The organism is Streptomyces sp. NPDC085931 (assembly GCF_044540565.1).
Lineage (GTDB): Bacteria > Actinomycetota > Actinomycetes > Streptomycetales > Streptomycetaceae > Streptomyces.
Window position 1 is genome coordinate 285,516 of the sequence record NZ_JBITSK010000006.1, and the last position, 20,989, is coordinate 306,504.

A 20,989-nucleotide genomic window follows, 5' to 3' on the forward strand; every position below is an offset into this window, starting at 1 on the left:
CCCCCTCTAGGGAGCACCCCGCATGCATGACGACCGCAGCCTGGTCGAAGCCCGCCTCAAGCGCGTCCTCGACGAGCGCGTCCGCCCCGCCGTGTACCCCGAGTCCGTGCCGCTGGAGGTGGCGGTGTGGCACGCGCCCGGTGAGCCCGTGCCGGTCGCCGAGGGACTCGCGGCCGAGCCCGAGCCGATCGAGGTGGGCGCCCGGTGGGGTGCTCCCTGGGGCACCAGCTGGTTCCGTGTGACCGGCACCGTCCCCGAGGCGTGGGCCGGCCGGACCGTCGAGGCGATCCTTGACCTCGGCTTCGACGAGAACATGCCCGGCTTCCAGTGCGAGGGCCTGGTCTACCGGCCCGACGGCACCCCCGTGAAGGGCCTCAACCCGCGCAACCAGTGGGTGCGCGTCGCCGCCCCCGCCGAGGGCGGCGAACAGGTCCGGCTGCACATCGAGGCCGCCTCCAACCCCGTCATCCTCGACTACCACCCCTTCCTGCCCACACAGCTGGGCGACAAGGAGACCGCCGGCAGCGAGCCGCAGTACACCCTCACCCGCATGGATCTCGCCGTCTTCGACGAGACCGTGTGGCAGCTCGTGATCGACTTGGAGGTGCTCGGCGAGCTGATGGCCGAGCTGCCCGTGGAGTCAGCCCGCCGCTGGGAGATCCTCCGGGCGGTCGACAAGGCGCTCGACGCCGTCGACCTGCAGAACGTCAACGCCACGGCCGCCGCGGCCCGTTCACGCCTGACCGGCGTCCTCGCCACGCCCGCCGCACCCTCCGCCCACCGCATCAGCGCCGTCGGGCACGCCCACATCGACTCGGCGTGGCTGTGGCCGCTGCGCGAGACCGTGCGCAAGGTGGCCCGGACGACCTCCAACATGACCGCGCTGCTCGACGACGAGCCCGAGTTCGTCTTCGCCATGTCGCAGGCCCAGCAGTGGGCGTGGGTGCGCGACCACCGGCCCGAGGTGTGGGCCCGGGTGAAGAAGGCCGTGGCCGACGGGCGGTTCGTGCCGGCCGGCGGCATGTGGGTGGAGTCCGACACCAACATGCCCGGCTCGGAGGCGATGGCCCGGCAGTTCGTGCACGGCAAGCGGTTCTTCCTGGACGAGTTCGGCATCGAGAACGACGAGGCCTGGCTGCCCGACACCTTCGGCTTCGCCGCCGGCCTGCCGCAGATCATCAAGGCCGCCGGCTCGAAGTACCTGCTGACGCAGAAGATCTCCTGGTCGCAGACGAACAAGTTCCCGCACCACACCTTCCAGTGGGAGGGCATCGACGGCACGCGGATCTTCACCCACTTCCCGCCCGTCGACACCTACAACTGCTCCATGAAGGGCAGCGAGATCGCCCACGCCGCCCGCAACTTCAAGGACAAGGGCGTCGCCCGCCACTCCCTGGCCCCGACCGGCTGGGGCGACGGAGGCGGCGGCACCACCCGCGAGATGGTCGCCAAGGCGGCCCGCCTGCGCGACCTCGAGGGCTCGGCGACCGTCACCTGGGAGACTCCGCGGGCCTTCTTCGACAGGGCCGCCGCCGAATACCCCGAACCGCCCGTCTGGGTCGGCGAGCTGTACCTGGAGCTGCACCGCGCCACCCTCACCAGCCAGGCCAGGACCAAGCAGGGCAACCGCCGCAGCGAGCACCTGCTGCGCGAGGCCGAGCTGTGGGCCGCGACAGCGGCCGTGCGCACCGGGTTCCCCTACCCGTACGAGGACCTGGACCGCATCTGGAAGACGGTCCTGCTGCACCAGTTCCACGACATCCTGCCCGGCTCCTCCATCGCCTGGGTGCACCGCGAGGCCCGCCGCACCTACGAGCGCGTCGCCGAGGAGCTGACCGCGATCGTCGAGGCCGCCCAGCGTGCCCTGGCCGGCGAGGGCGGCACGCCGCTCGTCTTCAACGCCGCCCCGCACGCCCGGGCCGGAGTCCCGGCCGGCGGCGCCCGCACCCCGGTTACGCCGGCCCGCACGGCCCTGACCGGCCGGCCCGGCGGCGGGCACGTCCTGGACAACGGCCTGCTCCGGGTGGAGATCGACGCCCGCGGGCTGGTCGTGTCCGCCTACGACATCGAGGCCGACCGCGAGACCGTCGCGCCGGGCCGGGCCGCGAACCTGCTCCAGCTGCACCCCGACTTCCCGAACATGTGGGACGCCTGGGACGTCGACGAGTTCTACCGCAACACGGTCACCGACCTGACCGACGCCGACGAGGTGGTCCCCGACGGGGACGGCGTGCGGATCGTCCGCAGCTTCGGCGCCTCCCGCGTCACGCAGCTGCTCTCGCTCGCCCCGGGGGAGCGGCGGCTGCTCGTGGACACGGAGGTCGACTGGCACGAGACGGAGAAGTTCCTCAAGCTCGCCTTCCCGCTCGACGTGCACGCCGAACGGTACGCCTCCGAGACCCAGTTCGGGCACTTCCACCGGCCCACCCACACCAACACCTCCTGGGAGGCGGCCAAGTTCGAGGCGTGCAACCACCGCTTCGTCCACCTGGAGGAGCCCGGCTGGGGCGTGGCGATCGTCAACGACTCGACGTACGGCCACGACGTCACCCGCACGGTCCGCACCGACGGCGACGGCGGCACGACCACCACGGTGCGCGTGTCGCTGCTGCGCGCCCCGCGCTTCCCCGACCCCGAGACCGACCAGGGCGTGCACCGCTTCCGGCACGCGCTGGTGCCGGGCGCCGGCATCGGCGACGCGGTGCGCGAGGGCTGGCGGATCAACCTGCCGGAACGGCGGCTGACCGGCGCCGGCGCGGTCGAGCCGCTGGTGACGTGCGACCGGGACGCGGTCGTGATCACGGCGGTCAAGCTCGCCGACGACGGCAGCGGGGACGTGGTCGTCCGGTTCCACGAGGCGTTCGGCGGGCGGGCCCGCGCCACGCTCACCGCCGGGTTCGAGGTGGCGGATGTCGCGGTCACGGACCTGCTGGAACGGCCGCTGGCCGACGCGCGGGCACCGCGGGCCGAGGACGGCCGGATCGCGCTGCGGCTGCGCCCGTTCGAACTGGTGACGCTCCGGCTGCGGCGCGCCTGAGGGAGGGCGGAGACACAGGTCACCTGCGGTGCGTGTCACATCGGGGTGAGCCGCCGGCTCTCAAGGGCGTCAGCACCGACAACGACGAAGGAGCTCACCATGAGCGCGCGTCTGGACGTCTTCGCCACCACCGGCGGCAGCAGGCTCGTCAAGCAGTTCACCGCCGTGGGGCGGCTGGTCGTGGAATCAGCGCTGCCGGCCGCCACACGGGAGCTGGTCTCGCTGCGGGTGAGCCAGATCAACGGGTGCGCGGTCTGCATCGACATGCACACCAAGGAGGCCGCGGCGGCGGGCGAGTCCGCCGTGCGCCTCCACCTGGTCGCGGGATGGCGGGAGGCCACGGTCTTCAGCGAGGCCGAACGCGCCGCGCTCGACCTGGCCGAGGAAGGCACCCGCATCGCGGACGGCGCCGGTGGCGTCCCGGACGAGGTGTGGGAGCGGGCGGCGAAGCACTACGACGAGGAGCAGCTCGTCGCGCTGGTGACCCTGATCGCCTTCATGAACACGGCGAACCGGTTGAACGTCATCCTCCGGCAGCCGGCCGGTGACTACCAGCCGGGACAGCTCGCCTAGGGCCTGTCTGACAGGCAGGCCCTAGCGGCGGCCGGGCCCCGGGGGCTCCCCGGGGCCGAGCCGCGCCCGCAGCCACTGCTCCACCTCGCCCACGTGCGCGGCCGCCGCCGCCCGGGCCGCCTCCGGATCGTGGGCGGCCAGGGCGCGGTGGATCGCCGCGTGCTCGCGGCGGGTGCGGGCGAGGGCACCCTCCTCCTGGTAGCCGCGCCAGACCCGGGCGCGGAAGGTGCGCGACGACAGGCCCTCCAGCATCGCCGCCATCGTCGCGTTGCCCGCGGCCACCGCGATCACCCGGTGGAACGCCAGGTCGTGGGCGATGATCTCCTCCGGATCGTCCGTGGCGTTCATCGCCGCCAGGTGCTCGCCCACCTCCGCCAGTTGGTCCTCGGTGATCCGCGCGGCGGCCAGCGCCGTCGCCGTCGACTCCAGGGTCCGCCGGATCTCCAGCAGTTCGACCAGACGCGGGCCGCGCGACAGGTCCGCCACGACCCCGAAGGTCTCCAGCAGGTCGCCGGCCTCCAGTTGCGTGACGTAGATGCCCGAGCCGTGCCGGGCCTGCAGCACCCCCAGCACCGTGAGCGCCCGGATCGCCTCCCGCATCGAACTGCGGGAGATGCCCAGCTGCGCGGCCAGGTCGCGCTCGGTCGGCAGCCGCTGGCCGGGCTCCAGCCTGCCCTGCGCGATCATCGCCTTGATCCGCTCGATGGCGCCCTGCGTCACGGTACCCCTGCGCGGGGCCGTCTCGTCGTCCACGCCACTCCTCCGATCACCGCGCTCCGGCGCAGTCTAGCCAGCAAAGTGGTCCGGCCAATACGAAAGCCGAAGCGAGCGTTGGCGGAGAATGAGGGTGTTCTGCCACTGGATTGGTCTGATAAGCATGCGGGCGTCTGCTGCGACCACCGGCCGCGCCCCGGGTCCGATTCCGCCCCGACCGACGAAAGGACCTCCGTGTCCCCGACGCCCGCCCGCATCACCGCGGTCGACACCCACGACATCCGCTTCCCCACCTCGCGCGAGCTCGACGGCTCCGACGCGATGAACCCCGACCCCGACTACTCGGCGGCCTACGTCGTGCTGCGCACCGACGCGGCCGACGGCCACGAGGGGCACGGGTTCGCCTTCACCATCGGGCGGGGCAACGAGGTGCAGGTCGCCGCGATCGACGCGCTGCGCGGACACCTCCTCGGCCGCGACCTGGCCGGGCTGTGCGCGGACCCCGCCACCTTGAACCGCGACCTGATCGGCGACAGCCAACTGCGCTGGCTCGGACCCGAGAAGGGCGTGATGCACATGGCGATCGGCGCCGTCGTCAACGCCGTGTGGGACCTCGCCGCCAAGCGCGCCGGGCTTCCGCTGTGGCGGCTGCTCGCCGAGGCCGAGCCGGAATGGCTCGTGGGCCAGATCGACTTCCGCTACCTCACCGACGCCCTCACCCCCGAGGAGGCCCTGGCCCTGCTCCGCAGCGGCCGGGAGGGCGCCGGGGAGCGCACGGCCCGGCTGCTGGAGCGCGGCTACCCCGCCTACACCACCTCGCCCGGCTGGCTCGGCTACGACGACGACAAGCTCACCCGGCTCGCCGCCCGGGCGGTCAGCGACGGCTTCACCCAGATCAAGCTCAAGGTGGGCGCCGACCTCGACGACGACATCCGCCGCTGCCGCGTGGCCCGTTCGGTCATCGGGCCGGACGTGCGGCTGGCCGTCGACGCCAACCAGCGCTGGGACGTCGACGAGGCGATCCGCTGGACGAGGGCCCTCGCCGCGTTCGACCCGTACTGGATCGAGGAACCCACCAGCCCCGACGACATCCTCGGGCACGCGGCGATCCGCCGGGCCGTCGCCCCCGTGAAGGTCGCCACCGGCGAGCACGCGCACAACCGCGTCGTCTTCAAGCAGCTCCTCCAGGCGGGCGCGCTCGACGTCGTCCAGATCGACGCGGCCCGGGTCGGCGGCGTCCCGGAGAACCTCGCGATCCTGCTGCTCGCGGCCAAGTTCGGCGTGCCGGTGTGCCCGCACGCGGGCGGGGCCGGCCTGTGCGAACTCGTCCAGCACCTGTCGATGTTCGACTACGTGGCCGTGACCGGCACGACCGAGAACCGCGTCATCGAATACGTCGACCATCTGCACGACCACTTCCTCGACCCGGTGGTGATCCGGCAGGGTCACTACACGGCACCCACCGCGCCGGGGTTCTCGGCCGCCCTGCGGCCCGAGGCGCTGGCGCGCTACACGTACCCGGGCGGCGAGTTCTGGGCCGCCGACCTCGACGCGACGAAGAAGGGGCACGCCGCATGAGCGACTTCGAGGGCCTCCGGGCCCTGGTGACGGGCGGTGCGTCCGGCATCGGCCGGGCCACCGCCGACCTGCTGGCCGAGCGCGGCGCACAGGTCGCCGTCCTCGACCGGGACCCGTCCCCGGTCGGCAAGCCACTCCTCGGCCACCGCGCCGACGTCAGCGACGACACCTCCGTGCGCGCGGCCGTCACGGCGGCGGTCGCCGAACTCGGCGGCCTGGACGTCCTGGTGAACAACGCGGGCATCGGCGCCCAGGGCACCGTCGAGGACAACCCCGACGAGGAGTGGCACCGCGTCTGGGACGTCAACGTCGTCGGCATGGTCCGCACCACCCGCGCCTGCCTGCCCCACCTGAGGGCCTCCGCGCACGCCGCGATCGTCAACACCTGCTCCGTCGCCGCCACCGCGGGCCTGCCCGAGCGCGCCCTGTACAGCGCCACCAAGGGCGCCGTGCACGCCCTGACCCTCGCCATGGCCGCCGACCACGTCCGCGAGGGCATCCGCGTCAACTGCGTCGACCCCGGCACGGTCGACACCCCGTGGGTGGGCCGCCTGCTCGACGCCGCCCCCGACCCGGCCGCCGAACGCGCGGCCCTCGAAGCCCGCCAGCCCACCGGGCGGCTGGTCTCCCCGGCCGAGGTCGCGGGCGCCATCGCCTACCTGGCGAGCCCTTCGTCCGGCGCCACCACGGGTACCGCGCTCGCCGTCGACGGCGGCATGCAGGGCCTGCGGCCGCGCCCGGTGGCCCGGTGAACCGGCTCGGTGGCAGCGGCGTCGAGGTCAGCGCCCTGTCCTTCGGCGCCGCCGCCATCGCCAACCTGTACACCGAGGTCGGCGAGGAGCAGGCCCACGAGGCCGTGGAAGCCGCCTGGCAGCGCGGCATCCGCTACTTCGACACCGCCCCGCACTACGGCCTCGGCCTCTCCGAACGCCGGCTCGGCGCCGCCCTGCGCGACCACCCCCGCGAGGAGTACACGCTCTCCACCAAGGTGGGCCGCCGCCTCGAACCCGCCGACGGCACCGGCGACGACCTGGACCACGGCTTCGCCGTACCGGCCACCCACCGGCGCGTGTGGGACTTCAGCGCCGACGGCATCCGCCGCACCCTGGAGTCCAGCCTGGAACGCCTCGGCCTCGACCGGGTCGACGTCGTCTACCTCCACGACCCCGACGAACACGCCGAAGCGGCCTTCCGGGAGGGCTACCCGGCCCTGGAGAAGCTGCGCGCCGAAGGCGTGGTGGGCGCGATCGGCGCCGGGATGAACCAGTCGGCGATGCTCACCCGCTTCGTCCGCGACACCGACGTGGACGTGGTGCTCTGCGCCGGCCGCTACACCCTGCTCGACCAGAGCGCCCTCACCGACCTGCTGCCCGCGGCCCTGGAGCGCGGCACGTCCGTGGTCATCGGCGGCGCCTTCAACTCCGGCCTGCTGGCCAACCCCGAGCCGGGCGCCCGCTACAACTACACCGCCGCCCCGTCCGAGCTGGTCGAGCGGGCCCTGCGCCTGAAGTCGGTCGCCGACCGCCACGGCACCACGCTGCGCGCTGTCGCGCTGGCCTTCTGCGCCGCCCACCCGGCCGTCGCCAGTGTCCTCGTCGGGGCCCGATCGGCGCACGAAGTCCGCGACTGTGCCCACCAGTTCGCCGCCCGGGTGCCGGGCGCGGTGTGGCGGGACCTGCGCGCCGAGGGCCTGCTGCCGGCCGGGGCCCCCGTCCCCGGTGAGGCGTCCGGGGAGGAGCCCTCATGACGAACGAGCCGCCGGCATGACCGTGACCGACGCCCACCACCACGTCTGGGACCTGTCCGTGCGCGACCAGGACTGGATCACCGGACCCGTACTGCGGCCGCTGCGCCGCAACTTCACCCTGAAGGACCTCGAACCCGAGGCGAGAGCCGCCGGAGTCGGCCGCACGGTCCTCGTCCAGACGGTCACCGTGCCCGAGGAGACCCCGGAACTCCTGGCCCTGGCCGAGGAGCACGACCTGGTCGCGGGCGTCGTCGGCTGGATTGACCTGACCCGCCCCGGCGTCGCCGACGCACTCGCCCGGCTGCGCGAACTGCCCGGCGGCCGCTACCTCAAGGGCATCCGCCACCAGGTCCAGAACGAGCCCGACCCCGAGTGGCTGCTGCGCCCGGACGTCCTGCGCGGGCTGGCCGCCGTCGCCGCCGCCGGACTGGTCTACGACCTCGTCGTGCTGCCCGGACAGCTCCCCGCCTGTGTCCGGGCGGCCGCCGCCCTGCCCGGTCTCACCTTCGTCCTGGACCACCTCGGCAAACCGCCCGTCGCCGCCGGCACCCTCGAACCCTGGGCGTCGCGGCTGCGGGCCCTGGCGGCCCTGCCCAACACCGTCGCCAAGCTCTCCGGCCTGGCCACCGAGGCCGACCCCGCCCACCGGACCGTCGAGGACCTGCGTCCGTACGCCGAAGCGGCCCTGGAGGCGTTCGGGCCCGCCCGGCTGATGTACGGATCGGACTGGCCGGTGTGCACCCTGGCGGGGACCTACGGCGGCGTCCTGGACGCCGCGCGCCGGCTGACCGCCCCGCCCGACCACGCGCAGATCCTCGACGCCACCGCCGCCCGCGTCTACGGCCTGTGAGAAGGCTCCGCGAGCCGGGTCGGCGGCAGGTACTCCCGCACGTACGTCCGCTGCCAGCAGGCGCCGGTCTCCCGCAGCTCGCGCCAGGTCGTGTACCGGTAGCGGAACAGCCGGGCGCGCACGAACCGCGGCGGCTCGTCCGGCGGGAACGGCGAGCGGCGCAGCAGCCTCAGCGTGTCCCGGTCGTTCTCCAGCAGCCGCTCCACCAGCCTGCCGAACCAGGGGTCGGCGTAGGCGGGGGAGAGGGCCGCGAACCACATCAGCCAGTCCAGGCGCAGATGGTAGGGCGCGAACTGGCGCGGCCACCGCCGCGGATCACCCGGCTTGCCCCTGAACTCGTACTCCCGCCAGTCCGAGTCCGCGCGCGGCCGGTCGTCCGCGGTGCCCTCGACCACGACCTCGTACCGCACCCGGCTCACGCTGCCGAACGCGCCGTAGGTGTTGACCAGGTGCAGGGGATCGAAGGAGCGGTTCATCACCTGGCGGCGGGAGAGCATGTTGCGCACCGGCCGGTGGCCGAGGCCCGCCAGCAGCAGCGACACGGCGAGCACCAGCACGACGTACCACAGCGGCGCGTCCGGCACCTCGGGCGCGTCGGCCGGGAGGCGCACCGCCGACAGCGCCAGCACGATCGTGATCCAGTTCAGCCAGGAGAAGTTGCCCGACAGCACCAGCCACAGCTGGGTGGCGATCATCAGGGCGGCGGCTGCCGTCGCCACCGGCTGCGGGGTGAACAGCGCGAACGGCACCACCAGTTGCGTGACGTGGTTGGCGGCCGCCTCTGCCCGGTGCAGGGGCCGGGGCAGGTGGTGGAAGAACCAGCTCAGCGGGCCCGGCATGGGCTGGGTCTCGTGATGGTGGTCCAGGCAGGTGAGCTCGCGCCAGCACGCGTCGCCGCGCATCTTGATCAGCCCGGCCCCGAACTCCACCCGGAACAGCACCCACCGCAGCAGGAACAGCACCACGAGCGGTGGCGCCACCTCGTCGTTGCCGAGGAACACGGCGAGGAAGCCCACCTCCAGCAGCAGCGACTCCCAGCCGAACGCGTACCAGGTCTGCCCGACGTTGACGATCGACAGGTACAGCACCCACGGCACCAGCCACAGCAGCATGCCGCCCCACAGCGGCAGCAGTGAGGCCAGCCCGGCCAGCAGGCCCGCCGACACCGCGCAGCCCGCCCAGGCGCAGAACGCGAAGAAGCGGTCCGAGTAGTGCAGCTGGAACAGGCTCGGCGCCCGCCGGAACGGCACCCGCTCGACGAACCGCGGCACCGGCAGCATGCCGCGCCGCCCGATCAGCGCCCGGAACTGCAGCGCCGCCGTCAGGAACGCCACCAGGTAGACGGCGGCCAGCGCCCGCTGGAAGACCAGCCGGGTCAGCCAGTAGTCGGATGCGGTGAACCAGTCCACGGCCGTGCGCTCCTCCCCGTGACAGCCGGACGGCGGCGTCACGCTCCGCGTACCACTGCTCCGGTTGCGTAACCCGAGTGAGCCCGGCAAACAATAGTGACGAACTGCCCGGAACGGGCCGAGGTGAGCGGGAGGACGAGGTGCGGACACCCACCGGGGCCTTCACCGCGGCCTGCGCGCTCTCCGCCGCGCTCCTGCTCTCGGCGTGCGGCGCCGACGGCGGCGAGGGCGCCCCCACGACGGCCGCGGCGCTCGTCCTCCAGCCGGCCGCCGACCCCGGCCCGGACCCCTTCACGCCGTCCACGGCCGTCGCGGGCCCCGCCCCGTCCCCCGCGGGGCCCGCACCGCGCACGGCGGACGGCGCCGTGCGCGTCTCCACCGGCCCGCGCTCCCTGTCCGGGGCGACCCCCGGCCTCTACGGCGGCACCGAGCGGACCGGCAGCTGCGCCATCGGCCGGCAGATCGGCCACCTCACCCGCGACCGCGCGGCGGGCCGCGCCTTCGCCCGGGTCGCCGGCGTGCCCCAGGAGGCCGTCCCGGACTACGTGCGGGCCCTCACCCCCGTCGTGCTGCGCGCCGACACCCGCGTCACCGGCCACGGGCACCGGGCCGGCCGGGTCGCCGGCTACCAGGCCGTCCTCCAGGCGGGCACCGCCGTCCTGGTCGACGACCGGGGTGTGCCGCGCGTCCGCTGCGCCTGCGGCAATCCGCTGCGCCCGCCGCGCGCCCTGCGCGGCACGCCCCCGACCCGGGGCACGCCCTGGCCCGGCTACCGGCCCGGCGAGGTGATCGCCGTGACCCCCGCGCCGCGCGCCGTCACCGACTTCACGATCGTCGACCTGGCCGCCCGGACCTGGATCGAACGGCGGCCCGGGCACGACGTGCGCCACGACCGGGCCCTGCCGCCGCCCGTGTGGGCGACCCGGCCCCCGTCCGCGCCGCCCGTCCCCCCGGACGCTTCCCGCACCGACCCCGGAGCGGACCCGCCCGCCGACGCCGCCCTGCCCCCGGCGGGCCGCGTCGCGCAGCCGCCCCCCGGCGAACCGGCGTCCCGGGAGGCCGGCGCACCGCAGCCGCCGGACCCGGCCGCACCGGACGAGGCCGGCGTCGAGGCCGAACCGGACGAGATCGGCCCCGAGGCCGTACCGGACGGCCCCGATCTGCCCGACGGGGGTGGGCGGCTTCCCGGCGAACCGGCCGACGACAGCATCTTCGGCAGCCCCACCGACGTCTTCGGCGACTGAGGGCCGGTCGAGCGGAGTGGTCCGTACACTCGGCACATCCGGTCGAAGAATCGGACGAATCCTGGCAAGGTGGGCCCATGGCTGATCGGGGAGCGAGCGGCGCCCTGTCCCTCCCGGACGACTGGCCCGCCCACCCGGATCCGATCCTCGCGCTCAACCGGATGGGCAGCTTCGACTGGGACCTGGACACCGGCCTGATGCAGATGGACGCGCAGGCCCACGACGTGTTCGACGTGCGCCCCGACGAGTACGACGACCGCCCCGAGAGCCTCGCCGAGCGCGTCCCGCCCGGCGAGGCGCGCCGCCTCGACACCGCGGTCTCCCAGGCCCTGAAGGACGGCAGCGAGAACTACGGCGCGTACTTCCGCGTCCGCCGCCGCGACGGCAGCCTGCGCTGGACCCACACCCAGGGCTACATCCGGCGCGACGAGACCGGCCGGCCCCGCCGCATCATCGGCATCGTCCGGGACGCCACCCGCGAGCTCGGCGAGATCGACGCCCGCCGCGACCAGGCCGACCGGGACGAGGCCCGCCGCGAACAGGCCAGCGTCGTCGAGCTGGCCACGGCCGCCCTCGCCCACGCCCGCACCGTCCAGGACGTCATCGACGTCCTCAAGGACACCCACGGCCTCATCCACCTGGGCGCCACCAGCCTGGTGATGGGCCTGGTCGAGGCCGGCCGGATCCGCCTGGTCGCCGAGGGACCCGAGGACGCCTTCGTGCCCGGCACCCGCGTCACCCGCATCGACGAGCCCTACCCGATGAGCGAGGTCGTGCGGACCCTCGCCCCGTGCTTCATCGAATCGCCCGAGGAGTTCGCCGAGCGCTACCCGATCCTCTGGCCGCACATCACCGACCTGAACATCACCTCGGCCGCCTATCTGCCGCTCATCGTCCAGGCCCGCCCGATCGGCGCGATGGGCCTGCTCTACAGCGACCGGCGCGGCTTCACCACCGAGGAGCGCGACATCCTCGTCGCCCTCGGCAGCAGCATCGCGCAGAGCCTGCAGCGCGCCATGTTCTACGAGCAGGAGATGGACCTCGCCCAGGGCCTGCAGCAGGCCATGCTGCCCCGGACCATCCCCAGCGTGCCCGGCGCCGACGTCGCCGTGCGCTACCGCGCCGCCACCATCGGCGGCTCCGTCGGCCGGGACATCGGCGGCGACTGGTACGACCTGATCCCGCTGCCCGGCGGCCGGGTCGGCGCCGTCATCGGCGACGTCCAGGGCCACGACACGCACGCCGCCGCCGTCATGGGCCAGTTGCGCATCGTGCTGCGCGCCTACGCCGCCGAGGGCCACCCGCCGGCCACCGTGATGGCCCGCGCCTCGGTCTTCCTGCACGAGCTGGACACCGACCGCTCCGCGACCTGCCTCTACGCGGAGGCCGACCTGAACACCGGCGTGCTCCAGGTGGTCCGCGCCGGGCACATCGACCCGCTCGTCCGGCTCACCGACGGCTCCTGCCGCCGCGTCGCCGTCCCGGGCGGCCTGCCGCTCGGCCTGTCCGCCGAGTTCGGCCGTCTGGACTACCCGGTGGGCACGGTGGAGCTGGATCCGGGCGACACGCTGGTGCTGTGCACCGACGGCCTGGTGGAGCAGCCCGGCGCCGACCTCGACGACGGCATGCGCACCCTCACCGCTCTGGTCGCCACCGGCCCCGAGGACGTGCGCGACCTCGCCGACCGGCTCATCGACGTGGCCGACGAACGCGGCGGCGACGACGACGTCGCCCTGCTCCTGCTGCGCCGGCGCGGCCCCGAGGGCCCGCACGCCGGCCGCCGCCTGCAGCGCCAGGTGGCGCCCGGCGACCCGGCCGCCCTCTCCGAGGCCCGGCACATGATCCGCACCGCGGTCGCCGCCTGGGGCGCCGGGGACCGCGCCGACGAGATCGAGCTCGTCGCCGACGAGCTGGTCACCAACGCCCTGATGCACACGGAGGGCTCGGCGACCCTCACCCTGCGGGTCCTCACGGGCTCCGACCGCCGGCTGCGCGTCGAGGTCGAGGACTCCTCCAGCGCCCTGCCCCGCCGCCGCGAGGCGGGCGACTCGGGCGTCTCCGGGCGGGGCCTGCTGCTGGTCGAGCTGCTCACCGACGTGTGGGGCGTGGAGGCCCGGGGCGGCGGCAAGGCCGTCTGGTGCGAGTTCGTGGTGCCCGACCAGGACTGACCCGGCGTGGCACTCTGGACCTATGCCGGAACTCCCCGAGGTCGAGGCGCTCAAGGACTTCCTGACCGAGCACCTGGTCGGCCACGAGATCGTACGGGTGCTGCCCGTGGCGATCAGCGTCCTGAAGACCTACGACCCGCCGCTGTCCGCGCTGGAGGGCCACGAGGTCACCGCCGTGCACCGCCACGGCAAGTTCCTCGACCTGGCCACCGCCGACGGCCCGCACCTGGTGACGCACCTGGCCCGCGCGGGCTGGCTGCACTGGAAGGACCGCCTCCCCGACGGCCCGCCCCGCCCCGGCAAGGGCCCCCTCGCGCTGCGCGTGGCCCTGGAGACCGGCGCGGGCTTCGACCTGACCGAGGCCGGCACGCAAAAGCGCCTCGCGGTGTACGTCGTCGGCGACCCGCGGGAGGTGCCGGGGGTGAACCGGCTCGGCCCGGACCCGCTCGCCGACGACTTCGACGAACGGCGCCTGGCGGAGCTGCTGGCCGGTGAACGGCGCCGCCTGAAGGGCGCGTTGCGCGACCAGAGCCTGATCGCGGGCGTCGGCAACGCCTACAGCGACGAGATCCTGCACGCGGCGAGGATGTCGCCCTTCAAGCTGGCCGCGTCGCTCACCGAGGAGGAGACCGGGCGGCTGTACGCGGCCCTGCGCGACACGCTCACCGAGGCGGTCGAACGCTCCCGCGGCGTGGCGGCCGGGCGGCTGAAGGCCGAGAAGAAGAGCGGCCTGCGCGTGCACGGCCGCACCGGCGAGCCCTGCCCGGTGTGCGGGGACACCATCCGCGAGGTGTCCTTCAGCGACTCCTCGCTCCAGTACTGCCCCACCTGCCAGACGGGCGGCAAGCCGCTGGCCGACCGCAGGATGTCCCGCCTGCTGAGGTGAGCGGCCCGGCCCGTCACCGGGAGGGCGGGTTCCACTCGAACATCAGGATGGTCGCGTCGTCGCGCAGCCGGCTGGTGGGCGAGTCCAGGATGGAGTGGATGAGCCGCCGCAGCGTCTCGGGCGCCAGTTCGCCCGCCGCCGTCGCCCGGATGATGTAGTCGGCGAACTGCTCCAGGCCGAACTCACCGCCGTCGCTGCCCCGGGCCTCGGTCACCCCGTCGGTGTACATCAGCACCCGGTCGCCCGGCTGCAGCGCGATCTCGTGGGTCTGCCGCTGCCGCCCGGCGAGCAGCGACGGCAGGCCCATCGGCGGATCCGCCTCGCGCCGCATGGCGTCCACGAGCAGCCGCTCCTCGCGGATGAGCAGCGGGGTGGGGTGTCCGCAGTTGCACCACCGCAGCATCCCCGAGGCCAGGTCGAGCTGGGCCAGGACGCCGGTGCAGAACTGGTCGGGCAGCCAGTGGGCCAGCGCGTCGTCGACGCACTCCACGAGTTCGGGCAGGTCGGCGCCGGTCCGCCGGGCGTTGCGGCACGCGGCCAGCGACACGGCCGTGGTGAGCCCGGAGGCCAGGTCGTGTCCCATGGCGTCCAGGACGGTGGCGTGCAGGGTCGTCTCCGTCAGGGCGTGGTCGAAGGCGTCGCCGCCGATCTCGTAGGCCGGTTCCAGCACGGCCGTGGAGACCACGTGGGCGGTGCCGATCGTGCGGGGCGGCAGGAAGGCCCGCAGCATCTCGGCCGGCAGCCGCATGGGTTCGGTGCGGGTGCGCCGGACGAAGAAGTCCTTGTAGGCGCGCTTCGACGTGATCGTCATGGCGAGCAGGGTGGCGAGGGCCCGGCCGCGGCGCAGCACGGCCGGGGTGAGCGCGGGGGCGAGGACGGCCAGCACACCGAGCCGCTCGGCGCCGTCCAGCAGCGGGAACCACGCCGTCATGCCGCCCGCCTCGGACTCCTCCACCCGCAGGGACTGGGTGCGGTAGGTCCAGCCGGCGAGCGAGTCGTCCACGGGCAGCGGCGGGCTCACGTCGGTGAGCGGGACCAGGCGGCGCTGCTGGATGTCGGCGAGGTACACCACGGAGTGCCGCAGGCCCAGGGCCCTGGTGCAGCGGGCGACGGTGGTGGTCAGGTCCAGCGCGGCGTTCGCCGGGTCGGCGAGGAACTCCTCCAGACGGTTCTCGCCGGTCTCTGCCGTCGCCACCTGCTCTCCCCTCGCCGGGACCGCGGGCACCCCGGACGGGTTCCGGAGCGCGTCGTCAGCAGTCTCACACCGGGGCGCACGGGCCGCCCGGCGGCCGGGGCGGACGGATGGTCAGCTCGGTTCGAGCCGCACCAGGACCTCCCCGGACGCGGAGCGGATCTCGTACCGGACGATCTCGTCGGGGTGCAGGGACGAACTGGCCATCATCGTGTGGGGTTCGGCGGCGTCCCCGTGCCCGTGCCAGCTGGTGGCGGTCTCCTCGGTGCCGTCCCGGCCGAAGATGACCAGGTGGCAGGCGCGCTCGGCGACGTCCTTCACCTTCAGCTCGACGTGGCTGCCCGAGGCCTCGTCCGCCGTCGTGACCTGGGCCCACACCCCGGTGCGCACATCGGTCGCCGCGACCGTCAGGGCCTTCTCGCCGTTCCCCCCGGCCATCACCGCCACGCCGGGCACCGACACCGCGAGGACGACCGAGGCGGCCAGCGCGAACACCATGCGCCGGCGGCCGGCCCGGCGGCGGGTCGCCACCTCGGCCAGCAGCCGGTCCAGCAGGTGCGGGCCGGGCTGGGCCGCCGGGTGCACCGGCCGGGGCGTCGCCCGCCGGTACAGCATCAACTGCCGTGTCGTCGGGCCGAACTCCGTCACCTCTGCAGCGCACCTGGGGCACTCCATGAGGTGGTCCTCGAAGCGGAAGGCCTCCGCCTCGTCCAGCACGCCGAGCGCGTAGGCGCCGACGTCGCGATGCCTTTCCAGGGACCTCATGCCGAATCCTCGTGCCGTTGGGTGCGGGTGGGGTTACTCCTTGCTCCCACCGGTACGGACCAGGCAGCGGAATCACTCAAGCCGGTGACACAATCGCAACCAAAGGATTCGGAGCCCTCCGGCCCGCGGATTGGTCGCCGGCCGAGAAAATTCAGAAAAGATGGATCGCGAGGTGTCCCAGGGGCAGTCCGAGCTGCCAGGCGGGCGTCCAGACCTTCGGTCCCTCGTCCTCCCCGACCACCGGAGCACCGCCCGGCACCGCGTTCAGGTCGGGCGCGAGCAGCTCCGTCTCCTGCAGCCAGCGCCAGGCCTCCTCGGCGAGGTCCAGGTCCGGGGCGGGCCGGTCCGACGCCGCCGCCTCGGCGGTGAGTTCCGCCAGCCGCTCGCGCACCCACTCCTGCCAGGGCTGGTCGTAGGCGGTCAGCGACAGCCACGTCTCCAGCTGGGTCACCACCCGGATGCCCGACAGCTCACCGTCCGCGTCGGAGAGGAAGACGGTCAGCGCCAGGGCGTCGCGCCCGGCGCGGAACTCGAAGGACGTCGGCGGCATCAGATCGCCGGTCCGCAGCAGCTCGTCGGCGATGTACTCCGCGTACAACCACGCCATGGGGACGGTCAGTTCGCCGTCCGAACCGTCCGTGCTCTCGTGACCTCTGTGCAGCATCCCTTCCTGCCTTCCTCCGGTACGTGCGCGTCGGCCGACACCGGGTCCCGGGGCGTTGTCGGCCCCCTCCGGAACACGGATAGGAACACCCGATTACTCAACCGGGGTCCTCAGCAAGGCGCTTTACGGAGGCTTGACTCGGCCATGGGTTTCACCGCAGGTCGGCGGCGTAACCCGGAAGCACCCGGCGCAGGGCGCGCAGCGCGTAGTACGCGCGGGACTTCACGGTACCGGGCGGGATCCCGAGGGTCGCCGCGGCTTCCGCCACACTCGCCCCCTGGAAGTACACGAGCACCAGGACTTCACGGTGTTCCGGAGTGAGTGTCTTCACAGCCCGGCGCACGTCGAGCATCGCCGCGGCCCGCTCGGCGTGGTCGGAGCCGACCCGCGCGTTCTCCAGCACCGCGTCGCCGACCTCGGGCGGGCGGGCCTGCCGGGCGCGCCGGGCGTCGATCGCGAGCCGCCGCCCGACGGTCATCAGCCAGGGCCGTACGGAGTCGAAGTCGTCGGCGCGCAGGGCCTCCGGGTGCTGCCAGGCGCGCACCAGTGTCTCCTGGACCAGGTCCTCCGCGCGCTGCCGGTCTCCGTCGCACAGGCGCAGCAGGAGCGCGAAGAGGGGCCGGCCGTGCTCCCGCTGCAGTGCGGCGAGCTCGTGCTCGGCGGTCGTCCCGTTCGTGAGAGTGGATCCGGCCGTCATGGCCGTATGCCACCGCAGGGTGCCGCCCGGGCACAGGGCACGTACCCGGCTGTGCGACGGACGGTCGATCGCGTCGACGAACGGTTCGACGAACGGTCGGGCCGCTCCACCGGGCGGGTGCCGGTCGGGCCGATGAGCGTGTCGGAGCCGCGTGGGGCGCCCCGGGCCTTCTTTCCTGTTGCTGCGTAAATATGACCACAACGCCCACCGTGGGGTGAATGGATGATCGCACGCAGCCGACAGGTGGCCCTGGCCCTCACCGTCGTCCTCGCCGCAGGCGCCGCCTGCCAGGCCCGCAGCCACCCACCGTCCGGCCCCGGCCGCCCGGCACCCTCCGCCGCCGGGCCCCGCGGTTTCACCCTCGTCGCCTCCGGCGACGTCCTCCCGCACGACACGATCATCGACCGGGCCCGCTTCGACGCCGGCGGCACCGGCTACGACTTCCGCCCCATGCTCGACGGGATCCGCCCCGTCGTCTCCGGCGCCGACGTCGCCCTGTGCCACATGGAGACCGTCTACGGCGCGAACGGCGACTACACCGGCTACCCCGCCTTCAAGTCCCCGCCCGAGATCGCCCGCGCCCTCGCCGCCACCGGCTACGACGGCTGCTCCACCGCCTCCAACCACAGCCTCGACGACGGCGCCGACGGCATCCGCCGCACCCTCGACGCCCTCGACCGGGCGGGCGTCCGGCACGCCGGCTCGTCCCGCACCGAGGAGGAGGCCCGCACCGTGACCGTCCTCCAGGCCGGCCAGGCGAAGATCGCCCACCTCGCCTACACCTACGACACCAACGGCATCCCGCTGCCCGAAGGACAGCCCTGGGCCGTCGACCTCATCGACGAGGCCCGGATCATCGCCGACGCCCGGGCCGCGCGCGGGGCCGGCGCCGACGTGGTCGTCGTCTCGATGCACTGGGGCACCGAATGGCAGGACGCCCCCGACGAGCGGCAGCTGGCCCTGGCCCGCGGCCTCACCGGCGCCCGCACCGGGGGCCGCCCCGACATCGACCTGATCCTCGGCACCCACGCCCACGTCCCGCAGGCTTACGAGAAGGTCAACGGCACCTGGGTGATCTACGGCATGGGCGACCAGATCGCCGGCCTGATGACCAACTCCGAGGGCGCCAAGGACCCGCGCGGCAACCAGTCCACCCTCGGCCGGTTCACCTTCGCCCCGCCCGCCCGGCCGGGCGGCCGCTGGGAGGTGACCCGGGCCGAGTTCGTCCCGCAGCTGTTCGACGTCGACGCCGGCCGGGTCGTCGACCTCAACCGGGCGCTGGCCCAGGGCGCCGACGTCCGGGCCGTCCGCGACCGCATCCGCGAGGTCGTCCTGAGCCGGGGCGCGGCGCAGGACGGGCTGGTGATGGGGGAGTAGCCCTCACCCCGTCCGCTCCGGCCGGCGCCCGGCGAGCTTCGAGTGCCGGTAGGAGTAGGCGAAGTACACGACGAGCCCCAGCGCGAACCAGACGGCGAACCGCACCCAGGTCTGCCACTGCAGGAACGTGATCAGCCAGATGGAGAACACGATCCCCACCGCGGGCACCACCGGCATCCACGGCGTGCGGAACGTCCGCGGCAGATCCGGCCGCCGGTAGCGCAGCACGATCACCGCCGCGCACACCACGACGAACGCCAGCAGGATCCCGATGTTGGTCAGCTCGGCCGCCTCGCCGATCGGCAGGAACCCGGCGATGACGGCCGACGCCACGCCCACGATCCAGGTGACGCGGGTCGGCACGTGCCGCGTGGGGTGGGTCTTCGCGAACCACTGGGGCAGCAGCCCGTCCCGGGACATCGAGAACCACACCCGGGTGACGCCCAGCATGAACGTGAACATGACCGTGAGGATGCCGATGATCGCGCCGACCGCGATCACGTCGGCCAGACCGCTCAGCCCCACCGACTTGAACGCCGTCGAGAAGCCGCTCTCCTTGTCGATGTCCCGGTAGTCCTGCATCCCGGTCAGGACCAGGCACGCCGCCACGTACAGCACCATCGAGATCACCAGCGAGTAGATGATCGCCTTCGGCATGTGCCGCTGGGCGTCCTTGGACTCCTCGGCCGCCGTCGACATGGCGTCGTAGCCGAACACCGCGAAGAACACCGTCGCCGCGCCCGTGAACGCGCCGCCCACCCCGTACGGGAAGAACGGGTCGTAGTGCGCCGTGTCGATGTGGAACACGCCGACGGCGATCACCAGCAGCACGACCAGGACCTTCAGGATCACCACGACCGTCTCGAACCGGGCGGCGTTCCTGATCCCGAGGGTCAGCAGATACGCGATGAGCAGGCACAGCAGCGCCGCGAACAGGTCGACCCGGTGCCCGTCACCGGTCCCGGGCGCCCCCAGCATCCAGGCGGGCAGGTCGGCGCCCATCTCGCCCACCAGGAAGCTGAAGTAGCCGGAGATGCCGATGGCGACCACCGCCACGATCGCCGTGTACTCCAGCAGCAGGTCCCAGCCGATGAACCAGCCGGCCAGCTCGCCCAGCACCGCGTAACCGTAGGTGTAGGCCGAACCGGCCTTCGGGATGAGCCCGGCGAACTCGGCGTAGGACAGCGCGGCCGCGGCGGACGCGACCCCCGCGATCAGGAACGACACCAGCACGGCCGGGCCCGCCGTACCGTTGGCCACCGTGCCGGCCAGCGTGAAGATCCCCGCACCGATGATCCCGCCGACCCCGATGGCGGTCAGCTGCCACAGCCCCAGGGACCGCTCCAGGCGCGTCCCCTCGCCCGCTTCCGTCTCCTCGATCCGCTCGATGGGTTTGCGGCGGAGAATCCCTTCGCCCGTCCGGAGCCCGGCCATGCGCCTCACCTCTTCACGAGTGGCAAACGGCTGACAGCCGATCATGATGGCCCAGGCCCCCGCCCGGCGGAAGACACCACGCAGGGATCGGCACGGAACCGCGGACGCCCTACGGCACCACCGTCACCGGCCACCGCCCGGCCTTCACCAGCCGCACCGCCACCGACCCGACGATCCGGTGGCCCGCCTGCTCCGACGCGCCCACGACCACCGCGTCCGCCTTGAGTTCGTCGGCCGCCTTCACCAGGCCGCTGTACGGGTCGCCGTGGAAGGTGTGGAACTCCCAGCGGACCTCGAATATCCCCTTGAGCTGGCGGGCCGCGTCCCGGATCTGCGCCACCAGGTCCTCGGCGATCTCGTCGGTCGTCCCGGCCACCGGCACCCCCAGCGCCGCCCCCGCCGCCAGCACGGGCTGGACGTAGACCACGGCGAGCAGCGCGTGCTGCCGCCGGGCGAGCCCCGCGGCGTAGGCCGCGGCCCGCCAGGAGGAGTCGGAGCCGTCCACCCCGACCACGATCACCTTCGGCCCGTCCGTGCCCCGTTCGAACTGAGGGGAGTGCTGTTCCGTCACGCCGTGAGGCTATCGGAGGCCGCGCGTCCGGCCGCTCCCAGGGAGCTTCGAGGGGCGGGAAGGGGCCGCTGTTCCTAGAGTCG

General features: G+C 73.6%; 18 protein-coding genes. 10 read left to right on the forward strand and 8 right to left on the reverse strand.

Translation table 11 applies throughout. From position 1 onward, the window contains the following. The first annotated feature begins 22 nt into the window (after nt 1-22). Nucleotides 23-3,037, forward strand: coding sequence for an alpha-mannosidase (locus ACIGAN_RS14660; protein WP_365741553.1), 3,015 nt, complete (start codon nt 23-25; stop codon nt 3,035-3,037). 99 nt (nt 3,038-3,136) lie between these two features. Beyond that, nucleotides 3,137-3,610, forward strand: coding sequence for a carboxymuconolactone decarboxylase family protein (locus tag ACIGAN_RS14665; RefSeq protein WP_365741551.1), 474 nt, complete (start codon nt 3,137-3,139; stop codon nt 3,608-3,610). A 21-nt stretch (nt 3,611-3,631) separates the two neighbouring features. On the opposite strand, the gene ACIGAN_RS14670 is transcribed toward ACIGAN_RS14665, so the two are convergent. Beyond that, nucleotides 3,632-4,363 carry a FadR/GntR family transcriptional regulator gene (locus ACIGAN_RS14670; RefSeq protein WP_399857523.1) on the reverse strand — a complete coding sequence of 244 codons (732 nt, stop codon included), beginning with the start codon at nt 4,361-4,363 and terminating at the stop codon, nt 3,632-3,634. Between the two features lie 195 nt (nt 4,364-4,558). Here ACIGAN_RS14670 and ACIGAN_RS14675 point away from each other — a divergent pair, with 195 nt between their 5' ends. Genes ACIGAN_RS14675 through ACIGAN_RS14690 form a run of 4 tightly spaced genes read left to right on the forward strand, consistent with a single transcriptional unit; the run spans nt 4,559 to nt 8,499 of the window. Beyond that, a complete protein-coding gene (locus ACIGAN_RS14675; protein WP_365741547.1) occupies nt 4,559-5,902 on the forward strand; it encodes an L-fuconate dehydratase in 1,344 nt (447 codons plus the stop codon). After that, entirely contained in the window at nt 5,899-6,654 is a 756-nt protein-coding gene (locus tag ACIGAN_RS14680) for an SDR family NAD(P)-dependent oxidoreductase (RefSeq protein WP_399857526.1), read from the forward strand. The genes ACIGAN_RS14675 and ACIGAN_RS14680 overlap by 4 nt, the downstream gene beginning before the upstream one ends. Further along, nucleotides 6,651-7,649 carry an aldo/keto reductase gene (locus ACIGAN_RS14685; protein WP_399857529.1) on the forward strand — a complete coding sequence of 333 codons (999 nt, stop codon included), beginning with the start codon at nt 6,651-6,653 and terminating at the stop codon, nt 7,647-7,649. Before ACIGAN_RS14680 ends, ACIGAN_RS14685 begins: the two co-directional genes overlap by 4 nt. A gap of 16 nt (nt 7,650-7,665) precedes the next feature. Continuing rightward, complete coding sequence (locus ACIGAN_RS14690) at nt 7,666-8,499, forward strand: amidohydrolase family protein (protein WP_399857531.1); 834 nt, start codon at nt 7,666-7,668, stop codon at nt 8,497-8,499. Here the strand turns inward: ACIGAN_RS14690 and ACIGAN_RS14695 are convergent. After that, nucleotides 8,487-9,908, reverse strand: a complete 1,422-nt coding sequence (locus tag ACIGAN_RS14695; protein WP_399857533.1) for a lipase maturation factor family protein — start codon at nt 9,906-9,908, stop codon at nt 8,487-8,489. The genes ACIGAN_RS14690 and ACIGAN_RS14695 overlap by 13 nt on opposite strands. 140 nt (nt 9,909-10,048) lie before the next feature. Between ACIGAN_RS14695 and ACIGAN_RS14700 the strand changes: the two genes are divergently transcribed. The 3 genes from ACIGAN_RS14700 to ACIGAN_RS14710 all read left to right on the forward strand — a co-directional run bounded on the left by ACIGAN_RS14700 (nt 10,049) and on the right by ACIGAN_RS14710 (nt 14,206). Continuing rightward, entirely contained in the window at nt 10,049-11,152 is a 1,104-nt protein-coding gene (locus tag ACIGAN_RS14700; protein ID WP_399857535.1) for a DUF6777 domain-containing protein, read from the forward strand. 77 nt (nt 11,153-11,229) lie between these two features. After that, the gene (locus tag ACIGAN_RS14705; protein WP_399857537.1) at nt 11,230-13,320 is read left to right on the forward strand and encodes a SpoIIE family protein phosphatase; all 2,091 of its coding nucleotides are present in this window, start codon (nt 11,230-11,232) and stop codon (nt 13,318-13,320) included. 22 nt (nt 13,321-13,342) lie between these two features. Beyond that, nucleotides 13,343-14,206, forward strand: a complete 864-nt coding sequence (locus tag ACIGAN_RS14710) for an Fpg/Nei family DNA glycosylase (RefSeq protein ID WP_399857539.1) — start codon at nt 13,343-13,345, stop codon at nt 14,204-14,206. 13 nt (nt 14,207-14,219) lie between these two features. Here ACIGAN_RS14710 and ACIGAN_RS14715 read toward each other — a convergent pair whose 3' ends face one another. From ACIGAN_RS14715 to ACIGAN_RS14730, 4 genes are all read right to left on the reverse strand, one after another. Further along, a complete protein-coding gene (locus tag ACIGAN_RS14715; RefSeq protein ID WP_399857543.1) occupies nt 14,220-15,401 on the reverse strand; it encodes a PP2C family protein-serine/threonine phosphatase in 1,182 nt (393 codons plus the stop codon). 111 nt (nt 15,402-15,512) lie between these two features. Beyond that, entirely contained in the window at nt 15,513-16,163 is a 651-nt protein-coding gene (locus tag ACIGAN_RS14720; RefSeq protein WP_365741531.1) for a zf-HC2 domain-containing protein, read from the reverse strand. 151 nt (nt 16,164-16,314) lie between these two features. Next, entirely contained in the window at nt 16,315-16,827 is a 513-nt protein-coding gene (locus ACIGAN_RS14725) for a hypothetical protein (RefSeq protein WP_365097507.1), read from the reverse strand. Between the two features lie 151 nt (nt 16,828-16,978). Beyond that, nucleotides 16,979-17,524 (reverse strand): sigma-70 family RNA polymerase sigma factor, encoded by a 546-nt coding sequence (locus ACIGAN_RS14730; RefSeq protein ID WP_365741528.1) that lies wholly within the window; start codon nt 17,522-17,524, stop codon nt 16,979-16,981. 222 nt (nt 17,525-17,746) lie between these two features. On the opposite strand from ACIGAN_RS14730, the gene ACIGAN_RS14735 reads away from it, so the two are divergent. Next, complete coding sequence (locus ACIGAN_RS14735; RefSeq protein WP_399857548.1) at nt 17,747-18,901, forward strand: CapA family protein; 1,155 nt, start codon at nt 17,747-17,749, stop codon at nt 18,899-18,901. Between the two features lie 3 nt (nt 18,902-18,904). On the opposite strand, the gene ACIGAN_RS14740 is transcribed toward ACIGAN_RS14735, so the two are convergent. Beyond that, nucleotides 18,905-20,335, reverse strand: coding sequence for an amino acid permease (locus ACIGAN_RS14740; protein WP_399857551.1), 1,431 nt, complete (start codon nt 20,333-20,335; stop codon nt 18,905-18,907). A 109-nt stretch (nt 20,336-20,444) separates the two neighbouring features. Next, nucleotides 20,445-20,906, reverse strand: coding sequence for a universal stress protein (locus tag ACIGAN_RS14745; protein WP_365741522.1), 462 nt, complete (start codon nt 20,904-20,906; stop codon nt 20,445-20,447). Nucleotides 20,907-20,989 lie beyond the last annotated feature (83 nt).